Here is a 21,787-nt window from a genome sequence, read left to right on the forward strand (position 1 = left end):
GCCGACATCCGCCTCCTCGACACCGGCCACTTCGCCCTCGAAACCCACCCCGAGGAGATCGCCACCGCGATCCGCGCATTCCTCACCACCTGACCGGGCCCCGGCCGGCACCCCGGCGGACACCGCGGCCGCGCGTCCGAGGACTCCGGCAGCTCACACCGGTTCCGGCAGGTCCATCCGCGCGAGCGCGGCCGGGTCGGTCACGACGGTCAGCGCGGCGATCCTGCCGCCGATGACGGTGAAGGCGAGCAGGGACATCGGGGCGCCGTCCTCCCGCCAGGCGATCGTCCCCGGACGGCCGTTGACGAGGACCTCCCGCCCGCGGGCGGCCGCGCCGGCGGACAGCTGCGCGCCGGCGGCCACCGCGGTGGCGCCGAGGGTGACGTACACCCCGCCGGGCGTCTCCACCGTCAGCCGCACCTCGGGGTCGAGGACCCGCAGCAGCCCCGCGAAGTCGCCGAGGCGGGCCGCCGCCAGGAACGCGCGCACCACCTCGCGCTGCTCGCGCGCGGTCCCGGTCGGGCGCTCGGTCGCCTGGACCTTCCTGCGGGCGCGGCTGGCGAGCATCTTGGTGGCGGCCGTGGACCGGCCGAGGATCAGGCCGATCTCCTCGAACGGCACCGCGAACAGGTCGTGCAGCACGAACGCCAGCCGCTCGCCCGGCCCGAGCGAGTCGAGCACGACGACCAGCGCGAGCCCGACGGAGTCGGCGAGCGCCACGTCGTCCTCGGGCGCCGGCCCCTCGTCGAGCCGCACCACCAGTTCGGGCAGCCGGTCGTCGTAGGACGCCTCGGGGCGGGACCGGCGCGCGCGCAGGACGTCGAGACTGATACGCCCGACCACAGTGGTCAGCCAGCCGGCGAGGTTGTGCAGTCCCGCCGCGTCCTGGCGGGACAGCCGCAGCCACGCCTCCTGGACCACGTCCTCGGCATCGGCGTGCGACCCGAGCATGCGGTAGGCGACCGAGCGCAGCCGGTCGCGCTCGGCCTCGAACGCCTCGGCCACCGGGTTCGTCGGGCTGCCGTCGATCATGGGGTTACCTTCCTCGGTTCCGCTCCGTCATGGGAGATGACGGGCCCGGACGGGCTCGGGTAACCGGCGGCCGGCCGACGCGACCGTCGCGGCCGCCGGAGCCAGGGAACCGAGAGGGAGCAGGACCGATGGAAGCACGGACGAAGAGCGCCGCGAACCCCGATCTGATCACCGCGATCCAGCACCTCCACAAGGCGATCCACGCCGGCGGTGTCGACCGGCGCCTGCTGTCGCTGGTCCACCTGCGCGCCAGCCAGATCAACGGGTGCTCGCCGTGCGTGTTCGCCGCCGTCGCGGGCGCGCGGAAGGCCGGCGAGACCGAGGAGCGGCTGCACCACGTGGTCGCGTGGCGGGAGACGCCCTTCTTCACCGCACAGGAGCGCGCGGCGCTCGAACTGGCCGAGGCGGCCACCCGGCTCCAGGACGGCGCCGCGGGCGTGACCGACCGGATCTGGAGCGCCGTCGCGGAGCACTTCGGCGAGGAGCAGCGGACCTCGCTCGTCCTGGAGATCGCGATGACCAACTTCTTCAACCGGATCAACCGGACGACCGGAGCGCAGGCCGGCACGACCTGGTGACACTGACACGACCTGGTGAGCGGCGCGTCGCGGGCCGGTTGCCGGGTTCCGGCCAGTGAGAGAGCTGGTGGGAGAGCCGGTGGGGCGGGCGGCGGCCGGTCGCGGAGGGCGTCCGCGTCGCCCACCCCCACCATTCATCCAGGCAAACTGCGCAGGTAAACTGGACACTCTCGCCCGCAGATCCTAGGGTGAGGACCATGAGCGAAGATCGTGGTCCGTCCCCGTCGGCCGCCCGCGCCTCGCGCGAGGTGCGGGCCGTCGTCGGGCGCCTGCGCCGCCGCATCCGCGGCGCGGCGGGCGCGGAGGGCATCAGCCTCCCCCAGGCGTCGGTGCTGAGCCGGCTCGCGGACAACGAGGGGCTCACGACCAGTGACCTGGCCGCTGCCGAAGGCGTGCGGCACCAGTCGATGACGTCCACGGTCGCCGGGCTGACCGCGCTGGGACTGGTCGAGCGGCGCCGCGACCCCGCCGACGGACGCCGCTTGCTGATCGCGGTCACCGCCGAGGGACGCCGGCGCGCCGAGGAGGGCCGGCAGGCCCGCGGCGAGTGGCTGGCCGCCGAGCTCGACCGGAAGTGCACCGAGGAGGAGCGCCGGACCGTGATCGCGGCCATGGCGGTGCTGGAGCGGCTCGTCCATGACTGACCAGGCGACCACCGCACGCAGCGGCACCGGCACGGCGGGGTTCGACCGGCGGCTCGTCCCGCCGATGATGCTGGGCTCGGTCCTCAACCCGATCAACTCCACCATCATCGCGGTCGCGCTCGTCCCGATCGGCAACGCCTTCGGGGCGCCGCCGTCGCAGACCGCCTGGCTGGTCTCGGCCCTGTACCTGGCCACCGCGCTCGGGCAGCCGGTCGTCGGCCGGCTGATCGACCTGTTCGGCCCCCGCCGGCTGTTCCTGCTCAGCACCGGCCTGGTGGGGGTGGCCGGCGTCGTCGGCGCCGTGGCCCCCGGCCTCGGTGTCCTGATCGCCGCGCGCGTCCTGCTCGGCTTCGGCACGTGCGCCGGCTACCCGGCCGCCATGGCGCTGCTGCGCAGCGAGGCCAAGCGCACCGGCCAGGACAGTCCCGCCGGCGTGCTGACCACGCTGGCCGTCGCCAACCAGACCATCGCGGTGGCCGGTCCCCTGCTGGGCGGCCTGCTGATCGGGGTGGGCGGATGGCGCGCCACCTTCGCGCTCAACATCCCGCTGGCAGCCGCCGCGGTCGTTCTCGGCGCGCTGCGCCTGCCGAGGCAGCCGCGCACGCAGGCGCCGGGCGAGAGCACGCCGGGCGAGGGCGGTTCGGAAGAGGGCGGCTCGGACGGGGAGGGAGCGGGCGGGGGCGGGGGCGGGGTGGCCGCTCGGATCGACCTGCCGGGCATGGCCCTGTTCGCCGCCATGCTCTTCTCGCTGCTGCTGTTCCTGATGAACCTGCACGCGGACACCTGGTACCTGCCGGCTATCACCGTCGCCGCCGGAAGCGGCTTCGCGCTGCGGGAGTTGCGCGCGAGAACGCCCTTCATCGACCTCCGGGTACTGGGCGGCAACCCGCCACTGCTGGCCACCTACGGGCGGGCGCTGGTGGCCTACGTGGTCTCCTACGCCTTCCTGTACGGCTTCACCCAGTGGACGGAGGAGGGCTACGGGCTCTCACCCTTCCACGCCGGGCTGGTGCAGATACCGATGTTCCTGGTGGGTATCGCGGTCTCCGTCACCGTCGGCCGCAGGCCCGGGGTGCTCGGCAAGCTCCTGCTCGGCGCGGTCGGCCAGATCGCCGCGTGCGTACTGATGCTGACCCTCGGCGCGGCCAGCCCGGTGTGGATGCTGGTCGCCCTCGCCGTCGTCTTCGGCATACCCCAGGGCGCCAACAGCCTGGCCCTGCAGAACTCCGTGTACTTCCAGTCCGATCCCGAGCGCACCGGTTCGTCCGCCGGGCTGCTGCGGACCTTCGCCTACCTGGGCTCGATGATCGCCTCCTCCGCCACCGCCGCGTCCTTCGGGCAGCGGGCCGGCACCGCCGGAATGCACCGCCTCGCTTGGATCATGCTCGGCGCCGGTGTCCTCTACCTCCTCATCACCGTCTTCGACCGGAGCCTGCGGCGCCTGCCGCCCGACCGGACCGGCGCCGCGCGCGGACAGTCCCCCGCTCGAAGGCTCCCCCACCACCCCCGTACGCAGTGAAAGGCCGAACCGTGTCCCGCACCGCCCTGCTCTGCATGGACCTCCAGCTCAACCACCTCTCCCACGTGGCCGACGACTACCTGCCGCGCGCCGTCGGCGCGTTGGAGGCCGCCCGGGCCGCGCGGGTGCCCGTCATCCACGTCGCGCTGCAGCTCCGTCCCGGACGCGTCGACGCCCATCCCCGCAACAAGGTCTTCGGCGCGCTGCCGCCCCAGCTGTTCACCGCCGACGACCCCGGAGCCGCGATCCACCCGGACGTCGCGCCCCTCGGCGACGAGATCGTCATCCACAAGAACCGTGTCAGCGCGTTCGCGGGCAACAACCTCCGGCAGATCCTCGGCGCGCAGGACATCGACCACCTCGTCCTGGCGGGCATCGCCACCGGCGGCATCGTCCTGTCCACCGCCCTGCAGGCGGCCGACCTGGACTACCGCGTCACAGTCCTGTCCGATGCGTGCGCCGACCCGGACCCGGAGCTGCACACCACCCTGCTCACCAAGATCCTCAACCGGCGCGGCGACGTGGCCACCACGGCCGAATGGAGGGACTCCCTTCCGGTCGCGGCGTGACGCCTCCGGCCGCGCGGCCGGCCACCGCCTCCCCGCGCGGCCCCGTCCCCCGGACCCGGGCTCGTGCCCGGCCGGTACGGACCCGTCGTGGTCAGGCGGTACGGGCCAGCACCGCGTGTGCGACCGCCGTCCGGATCCGGGCCGGCGCGCCGGTGCCGCGCACCTCGACGGAGCCGGTGCGCCCCCCGATCGGCGCGACAAGGACGGTGCCGCCGGGCACCAGCCCGATCGTCCTCAACTCGCCCATCAGCCTCACATCCCGCTGGACGTGCTCGGCGATGCTGCGGATCTCCACCCGGCCGCCGCCGCCCCGCGCGACGTCGTCGACCCGGATCAGGTCCGGTCCCGGCGGCGGGGCGGCGTCGCCCGCACCGAGCCGGTCCAGACCGGGGATCGGGTTGCCGTAGGGCGAGGTGGTGGGGCCGCCGAGCAGGCGGACGAGCCTGCGCTCGACGGCCTCGCTCATCACGTGCTCCCAGCGGCACGCCTCGGGGTGCACGCTCTCCCACTCCAGGCCGATCACGTCGACCAGCAGGCGCTCGGCGAGGCGGTGCTTGCGCATCACCGCGATCGCGATCTCGCGTCCCTGCGCGGTGAGTTCGAGCCGGCGGTCGCCGGACACCCGCAGCAACCCGTCGCGTTCCATGCGGGCCACGGTCTGGCTCACGGTGGGTCCGCTCTGGCCCAACCGCTCCACGATACGGGCGCGCAGCGGCACCACGCCCTCCTCCTCCAGCTCGTAGATCGTCCGGAGGTACATCTCGGATGTGTCGATGAGCGCGTGCACACCGGTTCTCCCGTCTGCTCGACAGCGGTACGCGTACGGGCGGCCTGGAGCCGCAGGACGGATGACGCTCCGTCAGGTGGCGTGCGGCACGGTCAGGACGCGTCCGCCGGAGCCGGTTCCGGGACCGGGTCGGTGTCGGTGGCAGTGGCCGCGGCGGTGGCCGTGGCCGTGGCGGGCGGCACGTTGTGGGTGCTCCGGAACACGTTGGCGGGGTCGTAGCGCCGTTTGACAGCCGCCAGCCGCCGGTAGGTGGCGGGCGGGTAGGCCGCCGCGACGTCCGCGGGGCCGGCCGAGCCGAGGAACCCGACGTAGGCGCCCGAACCCAGCGCCGCCACCCGCGACCAGCGGCGCAGCGCCCCGGCCAGCAGCTCCGGCGGGGCGCCCTCCGGGGCCATCAGGCCGGCCGCGACCATGACCTCGGCGTCCCGGTGGGCGTAGGCGGTCGCCTCCCGGCCGACCCGCGCGACCGCGCCGCCCAGGCTGCGCAGCGACAGCACCGCCCCGCCGCCGGCGAACAGTTCGCCGGCGGCGGCGACGGCCGCGTCGTCCAGCGCGGGGAAGAGGACGTTGCGCATCTCCATGCGCAGCCCGGGCGGCAGCGGGGTCATGTCCTCCAGCACCTCGGCGTAGGGCATGGCCCGGACGTCGTCGGAGCCGACCGGGGCGAGGGCGCGGAAGGGCCCCAGCGCCCGGGCGGCCTCCGCCCCGTCCGGGCTCGCCCAGCAGCACAGCAGCGTGGCGGCGGCGGGCCGGCCGGGCATCGCGGGCATGAGGGTGAGCGTCGTGGTCAGCCTCTCGTCGGCGGACCGCATCAGGTCGCGCCAGCCCGCCAGGAGCCCCGGCGGATCGTCGGCCCGCAGGCCGATCGACCCGAAGTGCACGGCGCCGACCCGCTGGGCGGCGAACTCGAAGTCGACGGCCACACCGAAGTTGCCGCCGCCCCCGCGCAGCGCCCAGAACAGGTCGGCGTGCTCCTCGGCGTCCGCGCGGACCACTTGCCCGTCCGCGGTGACCAGCCGGACCGCCGTGAGGCTGTCGATGGCCAGCCCGAACCGCCGGACCAGCCAGCCGATCCCGCCGCCCAGCGTCAGCCCGGCCACGCCGACCTGGCGGGTGTCCCCGGCGGTCAGCCCCCACCCGTGCGGGCCCAGGGCCGCCGCGACCTCGCCCCAGGTCGCGCCCGCGCCGACCCGGACCCGCCCGGTGGCCGGGTCCAGGCGCACGCCGTCGATCCGCCGGGTGTCGAGGAGCATGCCGCCGGTGCTGGTGCTCAGGCCGGCCATGCTGTGCCCGCCGGACCGGACCGTCACCGCCAGCCCGGCCTCGGCCGCGTAACGCAGCGACAGCGCCACTCCGGCGGCGTCGAGCGGACGGACCACCAGGTCGGGGGTGCCGGAGCCGAGCACCGTGGCCGCGCTCTCGGCGTAGCCGTCGTCCCCGGGCCCGAGGACGTCGGTGGCCGTGCCGAGCAGGGCCGGTACGGGCGGGAGGACTTTGCTGCGGGATGTCTGTGTCATGGGGACGATGGTGCGGAGTGCGGGCCCGGTCCGTCGTCGTGCACCGGGCGTGCTTTTCTCCTGATCACCAGGGACCCGGCGGGCCGTTGGACTACTCCCGGCGCAGTACGCGGAAATGGGTCCGGCGGCATGATGCGGGCACCGGGCGGGCCCGTAGTCTTGGGGGATGCATAGCGATCGCGGCATGCTCAGGCTCTACCGGGCCGGCTGGGTGCTCTCCGCCGGTGTCATGGTCGTGGCCGCCGCCATGTGGCAACTGCACCTGCGCGAGGTGGAGCAGCGCGCCGAGGAGGCCGAGCGGACCAAGGACGAGGCCGCCATGCGCCGGGCCGTGGAGGAACGGCTGCGCATCGCACGGGAGTTGCACGACTCGCTGACGCACAGCATCTCGGTGATCCAGGTGCAGGCGGGTGTCGAGGTGCACCTGGCCGGCAAGCGGGGCGACGAGGTGCCGCCCGCGCTGCTGGCGATCCAGGAGGCCGGTGCGGACGCCGCCCGCGAACTGCGGGCCACGCTCAGCGTGTTGCGCTCCACCGAGGAGGGCGACACCAGCGGCCTGGCGCAGTTGGAGAGCCTGGTGGCGCGGGCGCGCACGGCAGGGCAGCCGGTCACCGTCACGGTGGTCGGCGCGCGCTACCCGCTGCCCCGCGACCTCGACCAGGCGGCCTACCGCATCGTGCAGGAGGCGCTCACCAACGTCTCGCGGCACGCCGGGGGCGCGTGCGCCACGGTGCAACTGCGCTATGCCCCGGGCGAGTTGACAGTCCAGGTGGATGACGACGGCGATCTGCCCGGCGCCCCCTCGGCCGGGCAGGGGCTCGGCCTGATCGGCATGCGGGAGCGGGTCGCCGCGCTCGGCGGGCGCCTGCACGCCGGGCCGCGGGAGGACAGCGCCGGGTTCCGGGTGCGCGCCGAGCTGCCCGTGCGGGCGGCGTCGTGAGGGCGACGGACGGCGAGGTGATCAGGGTCCTGCTCGCCGACGACCAGGCGCTGATCCGCAGCGGCATCCGGGCACTGCTCGACGCGGAGGACGGCATCGAGGTGGTGGCCGAGGCCGCCGACGGGCAGCAGGCGTTCGCGCTGGCCGTGGAGCACCGCCCGGACATCGCGCTGGTCGACATCCAGATGCCGGTGCTCGACGGCATCGAGGCCACCCGCCAGATCGTCGCGGACCGCCGGCTGGCCGGTGTCCGGGTCATCATCCTCACCAACTACGGCCTGGACGAGTACATCTTCCGCGCGCTGCGCGCGGGCGCGACCGGCTTCCTGCTGAAGGACACCCAGCCCGCGGAACTGCTCCAGGCGCTGCGGGTGGCGGCCCGCGGCGACGCGCTGCTGTCCCCCGCGGTGACCCGCCGGCTGATCAGCGAGTTCGTCGCCCGGCCGCCGGACGTGCTGGCCGCGGCGGGGATGGAGTCGCTGACCAACAGGGAGCGCGAGGTCGTCGCCCTGGTCGCCCGCGGCCTGAACAACGACGAGATCGCCGAGACGATGGTGCTGAGCCCGACCACCGCGAAGACCCACGTCAGCCGGTCCATGTCCAAGCTCGGCGCCCGCGACCGCGCCCAACTGGTGGTGTTCGCCTACCAGAGCGGCCTGGTCAGCCCCCGCGACCCGACCCCGCCGCGGTAAAGCCGGAAAGGCCGGACGCCTGGCCCGACGTCGACTTAAGGTGACGGTTCGATCTTGGGACTACGGGAGGGCGACGGATGACCGTCGACGGTTTCACGCTACTCGCTGACGCGCACGACTATCTCCTTGCCGCCGCGCGGGGCGTCCCCGCCGGGGCGTGGGGGGATGCGACGCCGTGCTCGGAGTGGACGGTGCGTCAGGTGCTGAACCACGCGCGCCTGGATCAGCAGGCGCTGGTCATGCAGATCACTGGTGTCGCGCCTGCGAGTGACCCGTTCGCGCCCGCGGACACGACGGCCGGCGACCCGGTCGCGGAACTGCCGGAGGTGCTGAAGGCAGCGGCCGCAGCGTGGGAGTCGGGCAGGGACGCCGAGAGTGTGCCCACCCCGATGGGACCGATGCCGGCCGGTGTCGGCGCCGCCGCCGCGGCGCTCGACGCCGGAATCCATGCCTGGGACATCGCCAGGGCCACCGGTCAGGACCTCCCGCTGGCCGAGGACATGGCGGAGGCGCTGGAGGACATCGCGTCGAGGCTCGTCGACTTCGTGCGCGATTCGTTCGGGAAGTACGCGCCCCCGGTGGCCGTTCCGGAGGGGGCGAACCGCGCGGAGAGGCTTCTCGCGTTCACCGGGCGCGACCCCCACTGGTCGCGCTGACCCCGCGCCGACTACACCACCGTGGTAGGTCGGGGCCCGCCGGAGTGGCGGGACCCGTCCTGCCCGACTCGGGCGGACGCTGTCCTCGTCGCGCTCCCCCACCTCTTGGGCTGCGATCGGAAGCGCGGCCCCCACGCCAGTGACGGCACGGCGCCGCACGCGCGGGCTCCCGAGGTCAGAGGCTGCTGAACAGGGCGTCGAGGGGGGCGGGGACGCGGTCGGGGGCGAGGGCCTCGACGAGGACGCGGCCGTAATGGATCTTGCGGCCCTTCTTCGTGCCGAGGAAGCGCCGCAGTTGCTGCGGTGAGGTGCGGTCGCGCTGCGCGGGCTGGCGCAGGAACGTCAGCAGGGCGCGCAGGTCGCCCTCCGCGTCGATGAGTTCCTGGACCCGGGGGGTGCCGAGCGCGCGGATCAGCTCGTCCTCCAGGTCCGCGGCGCAGACGAAGAACTCCTGGGCGGCGCCGTCCCCTTGCAGCGCGCGGGCGTAGTAGCCGCGCTCCGCCTCGTCGCACAGTCCCGTCAGGCGCAGGCCCAGGCCGGCGGGGCCGAGGAGGCGGGCGAAGCGTCCCACGCTCATCGCGCCGCCCATCGGCACGACGCACACCCCTTCGGCTGCCAGGTCCCGGCCGCGGCTCTCGGCGAGCGCGGTGACCGCGGCCGCGTCGCTGAGCCCTTCGAGCAGGACGACGGCGCGCACCGGCAGCAGCTCGGCCAGCTCGTGCGCGCCGTCGCCGGGGCCGCCGGCCGCCCACGCGGTGACCGTGTCCCGGAAATCCTCCATGTCGGCCATGGGAGGAGTCTGCGACGTTTCCGGTCACCGCGGTAGGGATTTACGGCCGGCAAGCCGGGTGGAGGGTCGAGTGCCCCCGTCCCCCCGGGAGGATCAGGCGCAGTTGCCGTTGCCCCCGCCATAGTAGATGTCGATCGACCCGCTCCACGACAGGCACTGGCCCGGCGCGGGGGTGGGGTTGTACACGGGGCCCGCGTAGGTGGTGAAGGAGCCGGAGTCCCGGACGGGGTGCGTGCTCTCGGGCCAGGTGTCGAGGGTGACCTCCACGAACTCCCGGGCGCCGGGCTTGTTCCGGAGGGTCACCGCGCAGACCTGGTCGTCGGTGGCGCTCCAGGTCACGTAGGTGACGCCCACCGAGGCGACCGGGGTGGAGGCGATGACCTGGTAGCCGGTGCCGCAGACCCCGTTGTACGGGGCGGACGCGGCGGCCGGAGAGGAGGCGGACGCGGGACCGGCGAGCAGCGTGCCGGAGGCGGCCAGGGCAGCGGCGGACGCCGCGACGGCGATGAGACGGCGTGAGGTCTTCATGAAGTATCCCCCTGGGGTGATGGTCGTCGAGAGGTGTGCGCGCCCTGTGCGGCGGCTGTGCACACACCCAGTAAGACCGTTGGCGGCCAAGGGAGTTGTGGCCCCCTCTGTCACTGTTTCGTCACCGCGTCCGGCGGGTGCGGCGCGACCGGGTCGGACCCGCGTCCGGCTACGGGCGCACCCTCCTCGCCCGGGACTCCAGGTAGCGCTGCTCCGCCAGGCTCGCGGTGGACCTCGCCGCGCGCCGGTAGTCCTCGTGGGCGCCCGCGGAGTCGCCGGCCTTCTCCCGCAGGTGGGCCCGTACGGACAGCAGCCGGTGGTGCGCGTCGATCCGCTGGTCGCCGTCGAGGGTGGACAGCAGGTCCAGCCCCGCCCGCGGCCCGTCGGTCTCGGCGAGCGCGATCGCCCGGTTGAGGGTGACCATCGGGTTCGGCGCGATCCGCTCCAGGATCAGGTAGAGCGCGTGGACCTGCTGCCAGTCGGTCTCCTCGGCCGTGGCGGCGTCCGCGTGGGTCGCGGCGATGGCGGCCTGCAACGGGTAGGGGCCCAGCGCCGGGGCGGCCAGCGACTCCTTGGTCAGCGCGGTGCCCTCGTCGATCAGCGCGCGGTCCCAGGTCGTACGGTCCTGCTCGTCGAGCGGCACCAGGTCACCCGCCGCCGTGGTGCGGGCGGCGCGGCGGCTGTGGGTGAGCAGCATCAGCGCGAGCAGCCCGGTCACCTCGGAGTCGTCGGGCAGCTGCGCGTGCACCGTGCGGGTCAGCCGGATCGCCTCCCGCGCGAGGTCGGCGCGGTGCAGCTCGCTGCCGGACGACGCGGTGTACCCCTCGTTGAAGATCAGGTAGAGCACGTGCAGCACCACCCGCAGCCGCTCCTCGCGTTCCGCGCCGACCGGCGGGGCGAACGAGCTGCCGGCGGCCTTGATGCGCTGCTTGGCGCGGCTGATCCTGGCGGCCATCGTGGCCTCGGGCACCAGGAACGCGCGGGCGATCTCGACGGTGGTCAGGCCGCCGACCGCGCGCAGCGTCAGGGCGGTCTGCGAGGCCGCGGTCAGCGTCGGATGGCAGCACAGGAACAGCAGCAGGAGGGTGTCGTCGGTGTCCGGCACGTCCTCGGGGACCACCTCGGCGGCCGTCGCCGACTCCCGCTCGCGCCGCGCCCGGTCACTGCGCAACTGGTCGATGAGCCGCCGGGACGCGACCGTCACCAGCCAGCCGCGCGGGTGCTCCGGCACGCCCTCGGCGGGCCACTGGACGGTGGCGGCGAGCACGGCCTCCTGCACGGCGTCCTCGCACCCCTCGAACCGGCCGTACCGGCGGACGAGCGTGCCGAGGACCTGCGGCGTGAGCTCGCGCAGCAGGTCCTCGATGGCTGGTGCGGTCATGCCTCCAATTGTCCGTCGCTGAACATCACCTGTCGCACCTCGACCCCCAGGCCCTCGATGGCGGTGTCCGGGATCTGCCGGGCCAGCTCGATCGCCCGCTCCTTGTTCTCGCAGTCGAGCAGGTAGAAGCCGCCCAAGTACTCCTTCGACTCCAGGAAGGGGCCGTCGGTGACCACCGGCTGGCCGTTGCGCACCCGCACCACCGCGGCCTGCGAGGGATCGACCAGCGCCTGCGTGATGATCAGCTCGCCGGACTCCTTCAGTGCCTCGATGAACCGGCTGTGGCCTTCGCCGATCGCCGCCTTCTCGTCGTCGGTCAGCGCGTCGATCACGGCCGGGTTGATGTGCAGGCCGATCAGGAACTTCATCGTGTCCTCCTCGCATCGGGGTTTCACGAGCCCCGGCGGGGCCCTCGCCCGTCGGTCGGAGCCGGTCGCGCCGTCTTGACATCCCCGGCCGTGCTTTCGCCCGGAATCTTTCCACCGCCCGGCCGCGGGGGCCGCGCGCACCGCCGTGAGCCCGGCACCGCCGGCACACCGCACCCCGCACGCACCGCCGTGAGCCCGGCACCGCCGGCGACCCACCGCGCGCCGATGTCAAGAAGCCGCCGGCCGCTCCGACCACCGGCGGAACACCGAGGAAGACAGACCGAGGAAGAGAAGGAGATCCGGACATGCGAGTCAACCGGGCCTGGCTGGGACTGGCCGTCCTCCTGCTGCCGGCGCTGCTGGTCGCGATGGACATGACGGCGCTGCTGCTCGCACTGCCGCGGCTGAGCGCGGACCTGGGCGCGGGGAACGTCGCCCAGTTGTGGATCAGTGACGCGTACGGCCTCACGGTGGCGGGCCTCGTCATCACGATGGGCACCCTCGGCGACCGGATCGGCCGCAGGCGGCTGCTGCTGATCGGCGCGGGGGCGTTCGCGGTGCTGTCGGTGGCGGGCGCCTTCGCGGTCGATCCGCTGATGCTGATCGTCGTGCGGGCGCTGCTGGGCGTCGCGGGCGCGACACTGGCGCCGTCCACGCTCGCCCTGATCACCACCCTGTTCCGCGACGAGCGGCAGCGCGGGCAGGCCATCGCGATCTGGGCGACCTGCCAGTTCGCCGGCGGCGCGATCGGGCCGGTGCTCGCCGGCTTCCTGCTGCAGTACTTCTGGTGGGGATCGGTGTTCCTGGTCGCCGTCCCGGCGATGGTGCTGCTGCTGGTGGCCGGTCCGGTCCTGCTGCCGGAGTCCCGCGGCGACCGCCCGGGCCGGCTGGACCCGGCGGGCGTCGGTACGTCGCTGGCGGCGGTGCTGCTGATGTTCTACGGCGTCAAGCAGCTCGCCGTCGGCGGCGCGCCGGTGGTGCCCGCGGTGTCCCTCGCCGCGGGCGTGGCGGTCGGCGCGCTGTTCGTGCGGCGCCAACTGCGGCTGGAGACGCCGCTGCTGGACCTGCGGCTGCTGCGCAGCCGCCCGTTCACGGCGGTGATCGCCGCGCTCGTGCTGGCCGGCATCGCCATGGCAGGCACGGGCCTGCTGGTGACGCAGTATCTGCAGAGCGTGCTGGGCTACTCGCCGGTCGAGTCGGCCGTGCTGTTCGCGCCGATGGGCCTGGGGGTGGCCGCCGGCACCATGGCCGGCCCGGCGCTGGGCCGCCGGATGGAGCAGCGGACCGCGATCGCCGGCGGCCTGGCGGTGTCGGCGCTGGGCGGCCTGCTGCTGACCGGCGCGCACGGCGCGGGCGCGCTGCCGCTGGTGATGACCGGCATCGCCGTACTCGCGACGGGCGCCGGGCCGCTGTTCGCGCTGGGCACGGGCCTGGTGATCGGTGCGGTACCACCGGAGCGGGCCGGCTCGGCGGCGTCGATGTCGGAGACCGGCAACTACTTCGGCGGCACGCTCGGCTTCGCGCTGCTCGGTACTGTCTCCGCGGCGGTCTACCGGCACCGGATGCACGGCACCTCCGACTCGGTGGCCGGCGCGGTCGCCGCCTCCCGGCGCCTTCCCGCCGGGCAGGGCGCGGCGCTGCTGCACGACGCGCGGGCGGCCTACACCGTCAGCCTGCACGTCACCGGCGGCGTCGCCGCGGCGGTCTTCGCCACGGCGGCCGTACTGGTCCTCACCCTGCGCCCGGCCGTCGAGCCGTCCGCCCCGGCAGCGCTCCCCGCGTACGAGACGACCGGCCGGTAGGCCGGGCCGCACCCATGCCGGGCGGTCCTCCGCCGGACGCATCACGGTCGGCCGCCCGGCCACCCACCCCCCGAACCGTCGCCTGTGCGCCAGGTGTTGACAACGTTGCCAGTGCGGCTGAGACTACCCGCGCTGGCAACGTTGTCACGAAGTGCGCTCCCCTGCACGGCAGTTGTCCGGCATGCGCGTTGGAGCACGTCGCCCAGCTGAGGAGCCCGGTCATGTCCGCACCCGTCCGCCGTTCCCGATCCCGCCCGTTCCGCTCACGCCGGTGGCCGGCCGCGGTGGCGGTGCTCACCGGGATGGTGCTGGCCGTCCTGCCCGCCGCCGGCGCGCAGGCGGCCTCCGGGCACGGTGCGGACGGCGGCACCTTCTCGTCGTCGTTCGAGCCGTCCGGCCCCGCGCCGAACTGGCAGAGCACGCCCGAGACCGGCCCCGGCGGCCACCTGCCGGACAGCGGGGTCGTCCCCGACTCAGGTGGCGCGCTGCCCGGTTCGGTGATGGCGTCGGTGGCCTCGGTCACCGCCGGTTCGGAGGTGCTGCCCGACCACGGCGCCACCCGCGCCGCCGACGGCGACGCGGGCACCTCGTGGCAGGCGGACAGCAGGACCCCGGCGCTGACCGTCACCCTCGGCGGGGCCACGCGGGTCACGCGGTACGCGATGACCTCGGCGGGCGACTCCCCCACCCAGGACCCCACGTCGTGGGCGCTGCAGGGCTCGGACGACGGGCAGAGCTGGCACACGCTCGACAGCGAGGGCGGCCAGGACTTCGCCCAGCGCGGGCAGACCAGGATCTTCACCGTCCGCCGGGCCGGCGACTACAGCAGCTACCGGCTGGCGGTCAGTGCCAACCACGGGGACAGCCGTACCCAGCTGGCGGAACTGGTGCTCGCCGCCGGTGACGGCGGCCCCGCGGGGATGACCACCGCGGTCGGCAGCGGTCCGGCCTCCGGCCCCACCATCAAGCCGAACGTCGGCTTCACCGGCACCCACGCGCTGAAGTACGCGGGGTGGCAGCTCGCCGGCCACGGCAGCGTCGCCGACAAGGTCTACCAGGTGTCGATCCCGGTCCGGCGCGACACCCGGCTGTCGTACGCGATCTTCCCGGAGCGCACCGGCAACGACCTGGCCTACCCGAGCACGTACGTCTCGGTCGACCTGGCGTTCAGCGACGGCACCTACCTGAGCCGGCTCGGCGCCACCGACCAGTACGGCAAGGCGCTGACGGCGGCCGGCCAGGGTGCGGCGAAGGTCCTGCACGCCGGGCAGTGGAACGCCGTCGACGCCGACCTCGGCGCGGTCGCGGCGGGCAGGACGGTCACCCGGATCCTGGTCGACTACGACAACCCGGGCGGCCCGGCCCACTTCAGCGGCTGGCTGGACGACATCGCGCTGCGGCCGGCGCCCGCGGCGAACACCTGCGCGCACCCGTCGACCTGCGTGGTCACCACCCGCGGCACCGACTCCTCCGGCGACTACTCGCGCGGCAACAACTTCCCCGCCACCGCGGTCCCGCACGGCTTCAACTTCTGGACGCCGGAGACGAACGCCGGCACCACCAGCTCGATCTACACCTACCAGCAGGACAACAACGCGGCGAACGAGCCGGTGATCCAGGCGTTCGGGGTCAGCCACGAGCCCAGCATCTGGGTGCAGGACCACCAGACGTTCCAGGTGATGCCGTCGGCGTCCGGCGCACCCACCACCGCGGACCGCGCCACCCGCGGCCTGGCGTTCAGCCACGACCACGAGACCGCCCAACCCGATTACTACGGCGTGACGTTCGACAACGGCATCCGGGCCGAGATGACGCCCACCGACCATGCGGCGGAGATGCGGTTCACCTTCCCCGGCGGCGACGACAGCCTGATCTTCGACAACGTCAACGACAACGGCGGGCTGACCGTGGACAAGGCGACCGGCACGGTCACCGGCTACTCGGACGTCGCCGGATTCTGGGGCGCGCCGCGGATGTTCGTCTACGCGACCTTCGACCGGCCGATGACCGGCAGCGGCTCCCTCACCGGGGGCGGCGGACCGGACGTCGGCGGCTACACCGCGTTCGACCTGGGCGGCGGCCACCAGCTCACGATGCGCATCGCGACCTCCTTCATCAGCGTCGACCAGGCCCGGCGCAACCTCGAACAGGAGGTCGGGCAGCGCGACTTCGACGCGGTGCACGCCGCCGCCCGGGCCGCCTGGGACAAGGCGCTCGGCGTGGTCACGGTGCGCGGCGCGAGCCAGGACCAGCTCACCTCGCTGTACTCCAGCCTGTACCGGCTCAACCTGTACCCGAACGAGCTCTACGAGAACACCGGCACCACCGCGAAGCCCGACGACAAGTACGCCAGCCCGTACTCCGCCTCGGCCGGGCCGTCCTCGCCGGTGGCCACCGGAGCCGCGGTCAAGTCCGGCCAGCCGTACGCCAACGAGGGCTTCTGGGACACCTACCGGACGGCCTGGCCGCTGGACTCGCTGCTGTATCCGCAACTCACCGGCAAGATGATCGACGGGTTCGTGCAGCAGTACCGGGACGGCGGCTGGATCGGCCAGTGGACCGCGCCGGGCTACCTCGGCTTCAGCGGCACCAACTCCGACGTGGCGATCGCCGATGCGTACCTGCGCGGCGTCACCGACTTCGACGTGCGCGACGCGTACGAGGCGGCGGTGAAGGACGCCACGGTGCCGTCGTCCGGGATCACCGGGCGCCCGGACGTGCAGGAGTCGACGTTCCTCGGCTACACCCCGCAGACCAGCGGGTCGAGCGCGTCGGTGTCGCTGGAGGACTACCTCGCCGACTACGGCATCGCGCAGATGTCGCAGAAGCTCGCGTCCACCACGCCGGCCAGCGACCCGCACCACCGCGAATACGTCGACAACGCCCGGTACTTCAACGACCGCGCGCAGCACTACGTCGACCTGTTCGACCCGTCCACCGGCTTCTTCCAGCCGAAGAACGCCGACGGCACCTTCGAGCACGGCGCGTCGACGTACAACCCGCTGGACTGGAACGCCACCGACTACACCGAGGGCGACGGCTGGACCTACGCCTTCGCGGTGCCCGAGGACGGCAACGGGCTGGCGAACCTCTACGGCGGCCGCAGCGGGCTCGCCGACAAGCTGGACCAGTTCTTCGCCACCCCCGAGACGGCGCAGTACGGCGGCGGCATCTTCGGGCCGTACCACGAGATGTTCGAGTCCCGTGACGACCGGATCGGCCAGTGGGCGTTCAACGACCAGCCGTCGATGGACGTCCCCTACATGTACGACTACGTCGGGCAGCCGGCGAAGGCCGAGCAGCACGTCCGCGACGCGATGAGCCGCCTGTTCACCGGCAGCACCATCGGCCAGGGCTACCCGGGCGACGAGGACAACGGCTCCATGTCGGCCTTCTACCTCGACAACGCGCTCGGCCTCTACCCGCTGCAGTCCGGCTCGCCGACCTTCGCCGTCGGCTCGCCGCTGTACGACCAGGTCACCCTCCACCCGGCCGGCGGCCGCCCGCTGACCATCACCGCGCACGGCAACTCCGGCAGCAACATCTACATCCAGTCGATGACGGTCGACGGCCATGCCTACGACAAGACGTACCTGGAGCACGCCGACCTCACCCGCGGCGGGCGGATCGACCTCCGGATGGGGTCCCACCCGTCCGGCTGGGGTACCGCCCCCGCGGACGCGCCCCCGTCGCTGACGACCGGCTCGGCCGTCGCCGACCCGCCGAGCGACCTCACCGGGCCGGGCAAGGGCACGGCGACCGCCGGCGGCACCACCGCCCCGGCCGCGCTCTTCGACGACACCTCGTCCACCGAGGCGACCCTGGCGGCCGGAGCGGGCGCGCTGGAGTACCACTTCGACCAGCCGCAGGCACTGGACCAGTACACCCTCACCAGCGGCGCCGGGACCGGCGGCGATCCGTCGGCCTGGACGCTCAGCGTCTCCGACGACGGCACGCGCTGGACCACCGTGGACCGCCGCAGCGGTGAGGGCTTCGACTGGCGCCAGCAGACAAGGGCGTTCAGCCCGAGCACGCCGACCGGCAGCCACGCCTACTACCGGATCGACTTCACCGGCGGCACCGCGACCACCCTGTCGGAGGTGGAGCTGCTCGGCCGCTGAGCAGCGGCCCCCACGCGGCGCCCTCTCCCCCCGGGGAGGGCGTCGCGCCCCGCACACCGGCCGCAGCACGCGGCGAAACCGCACCCCCGGAGCCAGAGATGCCCGAGCACCAGCCCCGCACGTCCCGCCGCACCTTCCTCCGTACCAACGCCACGCTGCTCGCCGGCTTCGCGCTGTCGGCGGCGCTGCCGGAGGCCGCGCACGCGGCCGGCAGCGCCGCCCCCGCCGGTGCCTCCGCCGCCGCGCAGGCCGCCGCGGGCGGCACCGACCTCGCGCGGTACCGCCCGGTGGCCGTCTCCTCGACCGACTGGGCGCCCACACCCGGGTCGTTCGCGGTGGACGGCCTCGCGCAGAGCGGCGTACGCGGCTCGGGGTGGCGCGCCGCGGCCGGCGACCCGCAGTGGATCAGCGTCGACCTGCAGGCGCCCGCCACCATCGAGTCGGTGGTGCTGGTCTTCGAGGCGGACAGCTCCGATCCGGGCTTCACCCCGGACCCGGGCATCAACCCCTTCCTGCACACCACGGGCTTCGAGGCGCTGTCGAGCTGCGCCGTCGCCTTCTCGCTGGAGGTGTCCGACGACGGCGACGCGTGGCGCTCGGTGTACGAGACGTCCAGCGGCACCGGCGGCACGATGACCATCACCCTGCCGGAGCCGGTGACCGCCCGCTGGATCCGGATGACCTCCACCAAGCGGGCGAACGCCAACCCGGTCGGCCTGAACGGCTTCGAGGTGTACGGCAGTTGCCGGACGCACCGGCCCGCGGCGACCGGCTGGACGGACTGGGGACGGCACACCGCGCAGGCCCCCGCGTTGAAGGTGGCCGGCGACGGCACCGTCCCGCTGGAGTCCGGCTGGACCCTGACCATGGACGACCTGGCGGGCTCGGACGACGGCGCGGCGCTGTCCGCCGGCGGGCTGGACGTCAGCGGCTGGCTGCCCGCGACGGTGCCCGGCACCGTGCACGCGTCGCTGGTCGAGCAGGGGCACCTGCCGGAGCCGACGGTGGGCTTCAACAACATGCGGGCACCGGAGGCGCTGTCGCGGCACGGCTGGTGGTACCGGCGGGCGTTCCACCTGCCGGCAGGTCTGGCCACCGGCCACGGCCGCCGCGTCTGGCTGGAGTTCGACGGCGTCAACCACCAGGCCGAGGTGTGGCTGAACGGCGGGAAGGTCGGCGAGGTGACCTACCCGGTCGCCCGCGCCGCCTTCGACGTCACCGGCGCGCTCGGCTCCGGCGAGCAGGTGCTCGCGGTGAGCATCGCCCCGATGCCGCACCCCGGAAACCCGGGCGACAAGGGCCCGTCGGGCATCTCCACCCTCAACTCCGTCGCCGCGGCCGCGGATTCGCCGACCTACCTGTCGATCAGCGGCTGGGACTGGATGCCCGCGGTGCGCGACCGGGCGGCGGGCATCTGGAACCACGTCCGCCTCCGCTCCACCGGGGACGTGGTGATCGGCGACCCGCGGGTGGACACCGCCCTGCCCGACCTGCCCGCGGCCGGCGCCGCCGAGGTGACCGTGGTCGTCCCGGTCCGCAACGCGGGCGGTGCGGCGCAGCGGACCACGGTCGGCGCGACGCTGCACGGCGCGCGGGTCAGCAGCACCGTCACCCTCGCGGCGGGCGAGAGCCGCGAGATCGTCTTCGCTCCCGCCGATCACCCGCAACTGCGCATCGCCACGCCGCAGTTGTGGTGGCCGAACGGCTACGGCGACCCGGCGTTGCACGACCTGGTGCTGACCGCCACCGCGGCCGGGAAGACCTCCGACCGGCGCACCGCGCAGGTCGGGCTGCGGCAGTTCGACTACCACTACGACCAGCCCATCGTCATCGGCTCGAACGGCCACTCCGCGCCGCAGACCGTGAACCTGCCGCAGCAGCAGGCGCGTTACGTCCGCATCCAGTGCGGCAAGCGCGCCACCGGCTTCGGCGCGTCGATGTGGACGCTGTCGGTGCTGGACAGCGCGGCGCCCGGCACCGATCTGGCCCTGCACAGGACCGCGACGGCATCCTCCAGCGACAACGACTCCGACCAGCCCGCCAACGCCGTCGACGGCAGCGACACCACCCGCTGGTCGTCGGGGTACTCCGACGACCAGTGGATCCAGGTCGACCTGGGCGCGTCCGCGGCCTTCGACCAGGTCGTCATCACCTGGGAGACCGCCTACGCCCTGACGTTCACCGTGCAGGTCTCCGACGACGGCGCGACCTGGACCGACGTGCAGTCCGTCAGCAACACCGGCACCCAGCTCCAGATCGCCGTCAACGGCGTGCGGGTGCTGTGCCGCGGCGGCAACTGGGGCTTCGACGAGTTGCTGCGCCGGATGCTGCCGGACCGGATGGACGACGCGGTCGGCATGCACCGCGACATGAACTTCACGATGATCCGCAACTGGATCGGCTCCAGCAACCGCGAGGAGTTCTTCGCCGCCTGCGACCGCAACGGCATCCTGGTGTGGAACGACTTCTGGGAGGGCGACGCGATCTTCCCGCCGGACGCGGGCCTCACGGCCTTCCTCGACATCGCCCGCGACACGGTGCTGCGCTACCGCCACCACCCGTGCCTGGCGGTGTGGTGTGCCACCAACGAGAGCGACCCGCCGGCCGCCATCGACGCCGGGCTGCGCGCCGCCGTCACCGCTGTGCACCCGGGCATCCTCTACCAGGGCAACTCCGCGGGCGGCATCGTCACCGGCCACGGACCGTACTCCTGGATCGACCCGGCGAAGTACTTCTCGGGCGACACCTACTCGATCGGCAGCTACGGCTTCCACTCGGAGATCGGCATCCCGACCGTGCCGGTCGCCGAGAGCATGCGGCACCTGGCCGGCGACCAGCCGTCCTGGCCGATCGGCGACGTCTGGTTCCACCACGACTGGTGCACCCGCGGCGGCCAGAACCCGGACACCTACCGGGCCGCCGTCGACGACCGGTTCGGTGCCTCCGACTCCCTCGACGACTTCTGCGCCCGCGCCCAGTTCGTCAACTACGAGAGCATGCGCGCCATCTTCGAGGCGTACAACGCGACGATGTGGGACGACGCCTCCGGGGTGCTGCTGTGGATGTCCCACCCGGCGCACCACAGCACCGTCTGGCAGACCTACGACTACGACCTCGACGTCAACGGCAGCTACTACGGGGCCCGCAAGGGGTGCGAACCGCTGCACGTCCAGGCGAGTCTGGCCGACTGGCAGGTGCACGCGGTCAACCAGACCGCCGCCGCGCTGACCGGCGTGACGGTCACGGCGCGGCTGGTGGACCTGCACGGCACGTCGCTGGCCGCCGCGCAGACCCGCACCCTGGACGTGGCGGCGTCCTCCTCGGCGGCGGCGTTCACCGTGCCGTTCGCCGACGGGCTGCCCACGCCGCACCTGCTGCGCCTGACCCTCACCGACCGGCACGGCACGCAGCTCTCCGACAACTCCTACCTGCGCTACCGCGCCGCCTCCGACGTCCGGGCGGTGAACGACCTGGCAACGGCGCGGTTGCGGACCGGTGTGCGCCGCACCGGCCGCGACGAGGCGGTGGTGTCCCTGCGCAACGACGGGGACGGCGTCGCCGCGCTGCTGCGGCTCGGGGTGCGGGACGCGCACGCCGACACCCGGGTGCTGCCGGCCCGCTACAGCGACAACTACCTGTGGCTGCTGCCGGGTGAGAGCCGGGACGTCACCGTGTCCTGGCCGGCGCGGGCGCTGCCCTCGGGCGAGCCGCGCTTCACCGCGGAGGCGCTGAACCTGCCGCTGCGCAGGCTCTGAGGGACGCGGCCTGCCGGTGGGCGGTTGCGCCCGGAACGGCCGAGTCCGGCACCGCGCCCCGAGGGGCGGGGTGCCGGGCGGCTCCTTCGGCCGGGCCCCCGCGCCACC

At 73.8% G+C, this 21,787-nt stretch carries 17 protein-coding genes; 10 read left to right on the plus strand and 7 right to left on the minus strand.

Going from position 1 to position 21,787, the window contains the following annotated elements:
- Positions 1-153 precede the first annotated feature (153 nt).
- Positions 154-1,032, minus strand: a complete 879-nt coding sequence (locus tag C4U44_RS34940) for a sigma-70 family RNA polymerase sigma factor (protein ID WP_103890108.1) — start codon at positions 1,030-1,032, stop codon at positions 154-156.
- Positions 1,033-1,160: 128 nt separating this feature from the next.
- Between C4U44_RS34940 and C4U44_RS34945 the strand changes: the two genes are divergently transcribed.
- The 4 genes from C4U44_RS34945 (at position 1,161) to C4U44_RS34960 (ending at position 4,342) form a co-directional block, all read left to right on the plus strand.
- The gene (locus C4U44_RS34945; RefSeq protein WP_103890109.1) at positions 1,161-1,610 is read left to right on the plus strand and encodes a carboxymuconolactone decarboxylase family protein; all 450 of its coding nucleotides are present in this window, start codon (positions 1,161-1,163) and stop codon (positions 1,608-1,610) included.
- 197 nt (positions 1,611-1,807) lie between these two features.
- Positions 1,808-2,254 carry a MarR family winged helix-turn-helix transcriptional regulator gene (locus C4U44_RS34950; protein WP_103890110.1) on the plus strand — a complete coding sequence of 149 codons (447 nt, stop codon included), beginning with the start codon at positions 1,808-1,810 and terminating at the stop codon, positions 2,252-2,254.
- Positions 2,247-3,773, plus strand: a complete 1,527-nt coding sequence (locus C4U44_RS34955) for an MFS transporter (RefSeq protein ID WP_200823511.1) — start codon at positions 2,247-2,249, stop codon at positions 3,771-3,773. Before C4U44_RS34950 ends, C4U44_RS34955 begins: the two co-directional genes overlap by 8 nt.
- Positions 3,774-3,784: 11 nt before the next feature.
- Positions 3,785-4,342 (plus strand): cysteine hydrolase family protein, encoded by a 558-nt coding sequence (locus C4U44_RS34960; RefSeq protein ID WP_103890111.1) that lies wholly within the window; start codon positions 3,785-3,787, stop codon positions 4,340-4,342.
- A gap of 91 nt (positions 4,343-4,433) precedes the next feature.
- On the opposite strand, the gene C4U44_RS34965 is transcribed toward C4U44_RS34960, so the two are convergent.
- Positions 4,434-5,129 (minus strand): metal-dependent transcriptional regulator, encoded by a 696-nt coding sequence (locus C4U44_RS34965; protein WP_103890112.1) that lies wholly within the window; start codon positions 5,127-5,129, stop codon positions 4,434-4,436.
- A 92-nt stretch (positions 5,130-5,221) separates the two neighbouring features.
- A complete protein-coding gene (locus C4U44_RS34970; protein WP_160145171.1) occupies positions 5,222-6,646 on the minus strand; it encodes an FAD-binding oxidoreductase in 1,425 nt (474 codons plus the stop codon).
- 166 nt (positions 6,647-6,812) lie between these two features.
- Between C4U44_RS34970 and C4U44_RS34975 the strand changes: the two genes are divergently transcribed.
- From C4U44_RS34975 to C4U44_RS34985, 3 genes are all read left to right on the plus strand, one after another.
- The gene (locus C4U44_RS34975) at positions 6,813-7,586 is read left to right on the plus strand and encodes a sensor histidine kinase (protein WP_103890198.1); all 774 of its coding nucleotides are present in this window, start codon (positions 6,813-6,815) and stop codon (positions 7,584-7,586) included.
- 17 nt (positions 7,587-7,603) lie between these two features.
- Positions 7,604-8,278: a response regulator gene (locus tag C4U44_RS34980; RefSeq protein ID WP_103890114.1), complete on the plus strand. Its 675-nt coding sequence runs from the start codon at positions 7,604-7,606 to the stop codon at positions 8,276-8,278.
- A 77-nt stretch (positions 8,279-8,355) separates the two neighbouring features.
- Positions 8,356-8,934 (plus strand): TIGR03086 family metal-binding protein, encoded by a 579-nt coding sequence (locus C4U44_RS34985; protein ID WP_103890115.1) that lies wholly within the window; start codon positions 8,356-8,358, stop codon positions 8,932-8,934.
- 175 nt (positions 8,935-9,109) lie between these two features.
- On the opposite strand, the gene C4U44_RS34990 is transcribed toward C4U44_RS34985, so the two are convergent.
- The 4 genes from C4U44_RS34990 to C4U44_RS35005 form a co-directional block, all read right to left on the minus strand.
- A complete protein-coding gene (locus C4U44_RS34990) occupies positions 9,110-9,724 on the minus strand; it encodes a TOPRIM nucleotidyl transferase/hydrolase domain-containing protein (RefSeq protein WP_103890116.1) in 615 nt (204 codons plus the stop codon).
- 93 nt (positions 9,725-9,817) lie between these two features.
- Positions 9,818-10,252: a hypothetical protein gene (locus C4U44_RS34995; protein WP_103890117.1), complete on the minus strand. Its 435-nt coding sequence runs from the start codon at positions 10,250-10,252 to the stop codon at positions 9,818-9,820.
- Positions 10,253-10,421: 169 nt separating this feature from the next.
- Positions 10,422-11,633, minus strand: a complete 1,212-nt coding sequence (locus C4U44_RS35000) for an RNA polymerase sigma factor (protein ID WP_103890118.1) — start codon at positions 11,631-11,633, stop codon at positions 10,422-10,424.
- Positions 11,630-12,001 (minus strand): YciI family protein, encoded by a 372-nt coding sequence (locus C4U44_RS35005; RefSeq protein WP_103890119.1) that lies wholly within the window; start codon positions 11,999-12,001, stop codon positions 11,630-11,632. Before C4U44_RS35005 ends, C4U44_RS35000 begins: the two co-directional genes overlap by 4 nt.
- A gap of 305 nt (positions 12,002-12,306) precedes the next feature.
- On the opposite strand from C4U44_RS35005, the gene C4U44_RS35010 reads away from it, so the two are divergent.
- From C4U44_RS35010 to C4U44_RS35020, 3 genes are all read left to right on the plus strand, one after another.
- Positions 12,307-13,803 (plus strand): MFS transporter, encoded by a 1,497-nt coding sequence (locus C4U44_RS35010; protein WP_103890120.1) that lies wholly within the window; start codon positions 12,307-12,309, stop codon positions 13,801-13,803.
- A 221-nt stretch (positions 13,804-14,024) separates the two neighbouring features.
- Positions 14,025-17,924 (plus strand): GH92 family glycosyl hydrolase, encoded by a 3,900-nt coding sequence (locus C4U44_RS35015; RefSeq protein ID WP_103890121.1) that lies wholly within the window; start codon positions 14,025-14,027, stop codon positions 17,922-17,924.
- A gap of 98 nt (positions 17,925-18,022) precedes the next feature.
- Positions 18,023-21,679 carry a discoidin domain-containing protein gene (locus C4U44_RS35020; RefSeq protein ID WP_103890122.1) on the plus strand — a complete coding sequence of 1,219 codons (3,657 nt, stop codon included), beginning with the start codon at positions 18,023-18,025 and terminating at the stop codon, positions 21,677-21,679.
- Positions 21,680-21,787: the final 108 nt, after the last annotated feature.

This window comes from Actinacidiphila yanglinensis, from assembly GCF_900107965.1.
GTDB lineage: Bacteria > Actinomycetota > Actinomycetes > Streptomycetales > Streptomycetaceae > Actinacidiphila > Actinacidiphila yanglinensis.

Bases quoted from the DNA above. Each gene is read 5' to 3' on its own strand.
- C4U44_RS34940 (WP_103890108.1), bottom strand. From the start codon at position 1,032: ATGATCGACGGCAGCCCGACGAACCCGGTGGCCGAGGCGTTCGAGGCC.
- C4U44_RS34945 (WP_103890109.1), top strand. From the start codon at position 1,161: ATGGAAGCACGGACGAAGAGCGCCGCGAACCCCGATCTGATCACCGCG.
- C4U44_RS34950 (WP_103890110.1), top strand. From the start codon at position 1,808: ATGAGCGAAGATCGTGGTCCGTCCCCGTCGGCCGCCCGCGCCTCGCGC.
- C4U44_RS34955 (WP_200823511.1), top strand. From the start codon at position 2,247: ATGACTGACCAGGCGACCACCGCACGCAGCGGCACCGGCACGGCGGGG.
- C4U44_RS34970 (WP_160145171.1), bottom strand. From the start codon at position 6,646: ATGACACAGACATCCCGCAGCAAAGTCCTCCCGCCCGTACCGGCCCTG.
- C4U44_RS34975 (WP_103890198.1), top strand. From the start codon at position 6,813: ATGCATAGCGATCGCGGCATGCTCAGGCTCTACCGGGCCGGCTGGGTG.
- C4U44_RS34985 (WP_103890115.1), top strand. From the start codon at position 8,356: ATGACCGTCGACGGTTTCACGCTACTCGCTGACGCGCACGACTATCTC.
- C4U44_RS34990 (WP_103890116.1), bottom strand. From the start codon at position 9,724: ATGGCCGACATGGAGGATTTCCGGGACACGGTCACCGCGTGGGCGGCC.
- C4U44_RS34995 (WP_103890117.1), bottom strand. From the start codon at position 10,252: ATGAAGACCTCACGCCGTCTCATCGCCGTCGCGGCGTCCGCCGCTGCC.
- C4U44_RS35000 (WP_103890118.1), bottom strand. From the start codon at position 11,633: ATGACCGCACCAGCCATCGAGGACCTGCTGCGCGAGCTCACGCCGCAG.
- C4U44_RS35005 (WP_103890119.1), bottom strand. From the start codon at position 12,001: ATGAAGTTCCTGATCGGCCTGCACATCAACCCGGCCGTGATCGACGCG.
- C4U44_RS35010 (WP_103890120.1), top strand. From the start codon at position 12,307: ATGCGAGTCAACCGGGCCTGGCTGGGACTGGCCGTCCTCCTGCTGCCG.
- C4U44_RS35015 (WP_103890121.1), top strand. From the start codon at position 14,025: ATGTCCGCACCCGTCCGCCGTTCCCGATCCCGCCCGTTCCGCTCACGC.
- C4U44_RS35020 (WP_103890122.1), top strand. From the start codon at position 18,023: ATGCCCGAGCACCAGCCCCGCACGTCCCGCCGCACCTTCCTCCGTACC.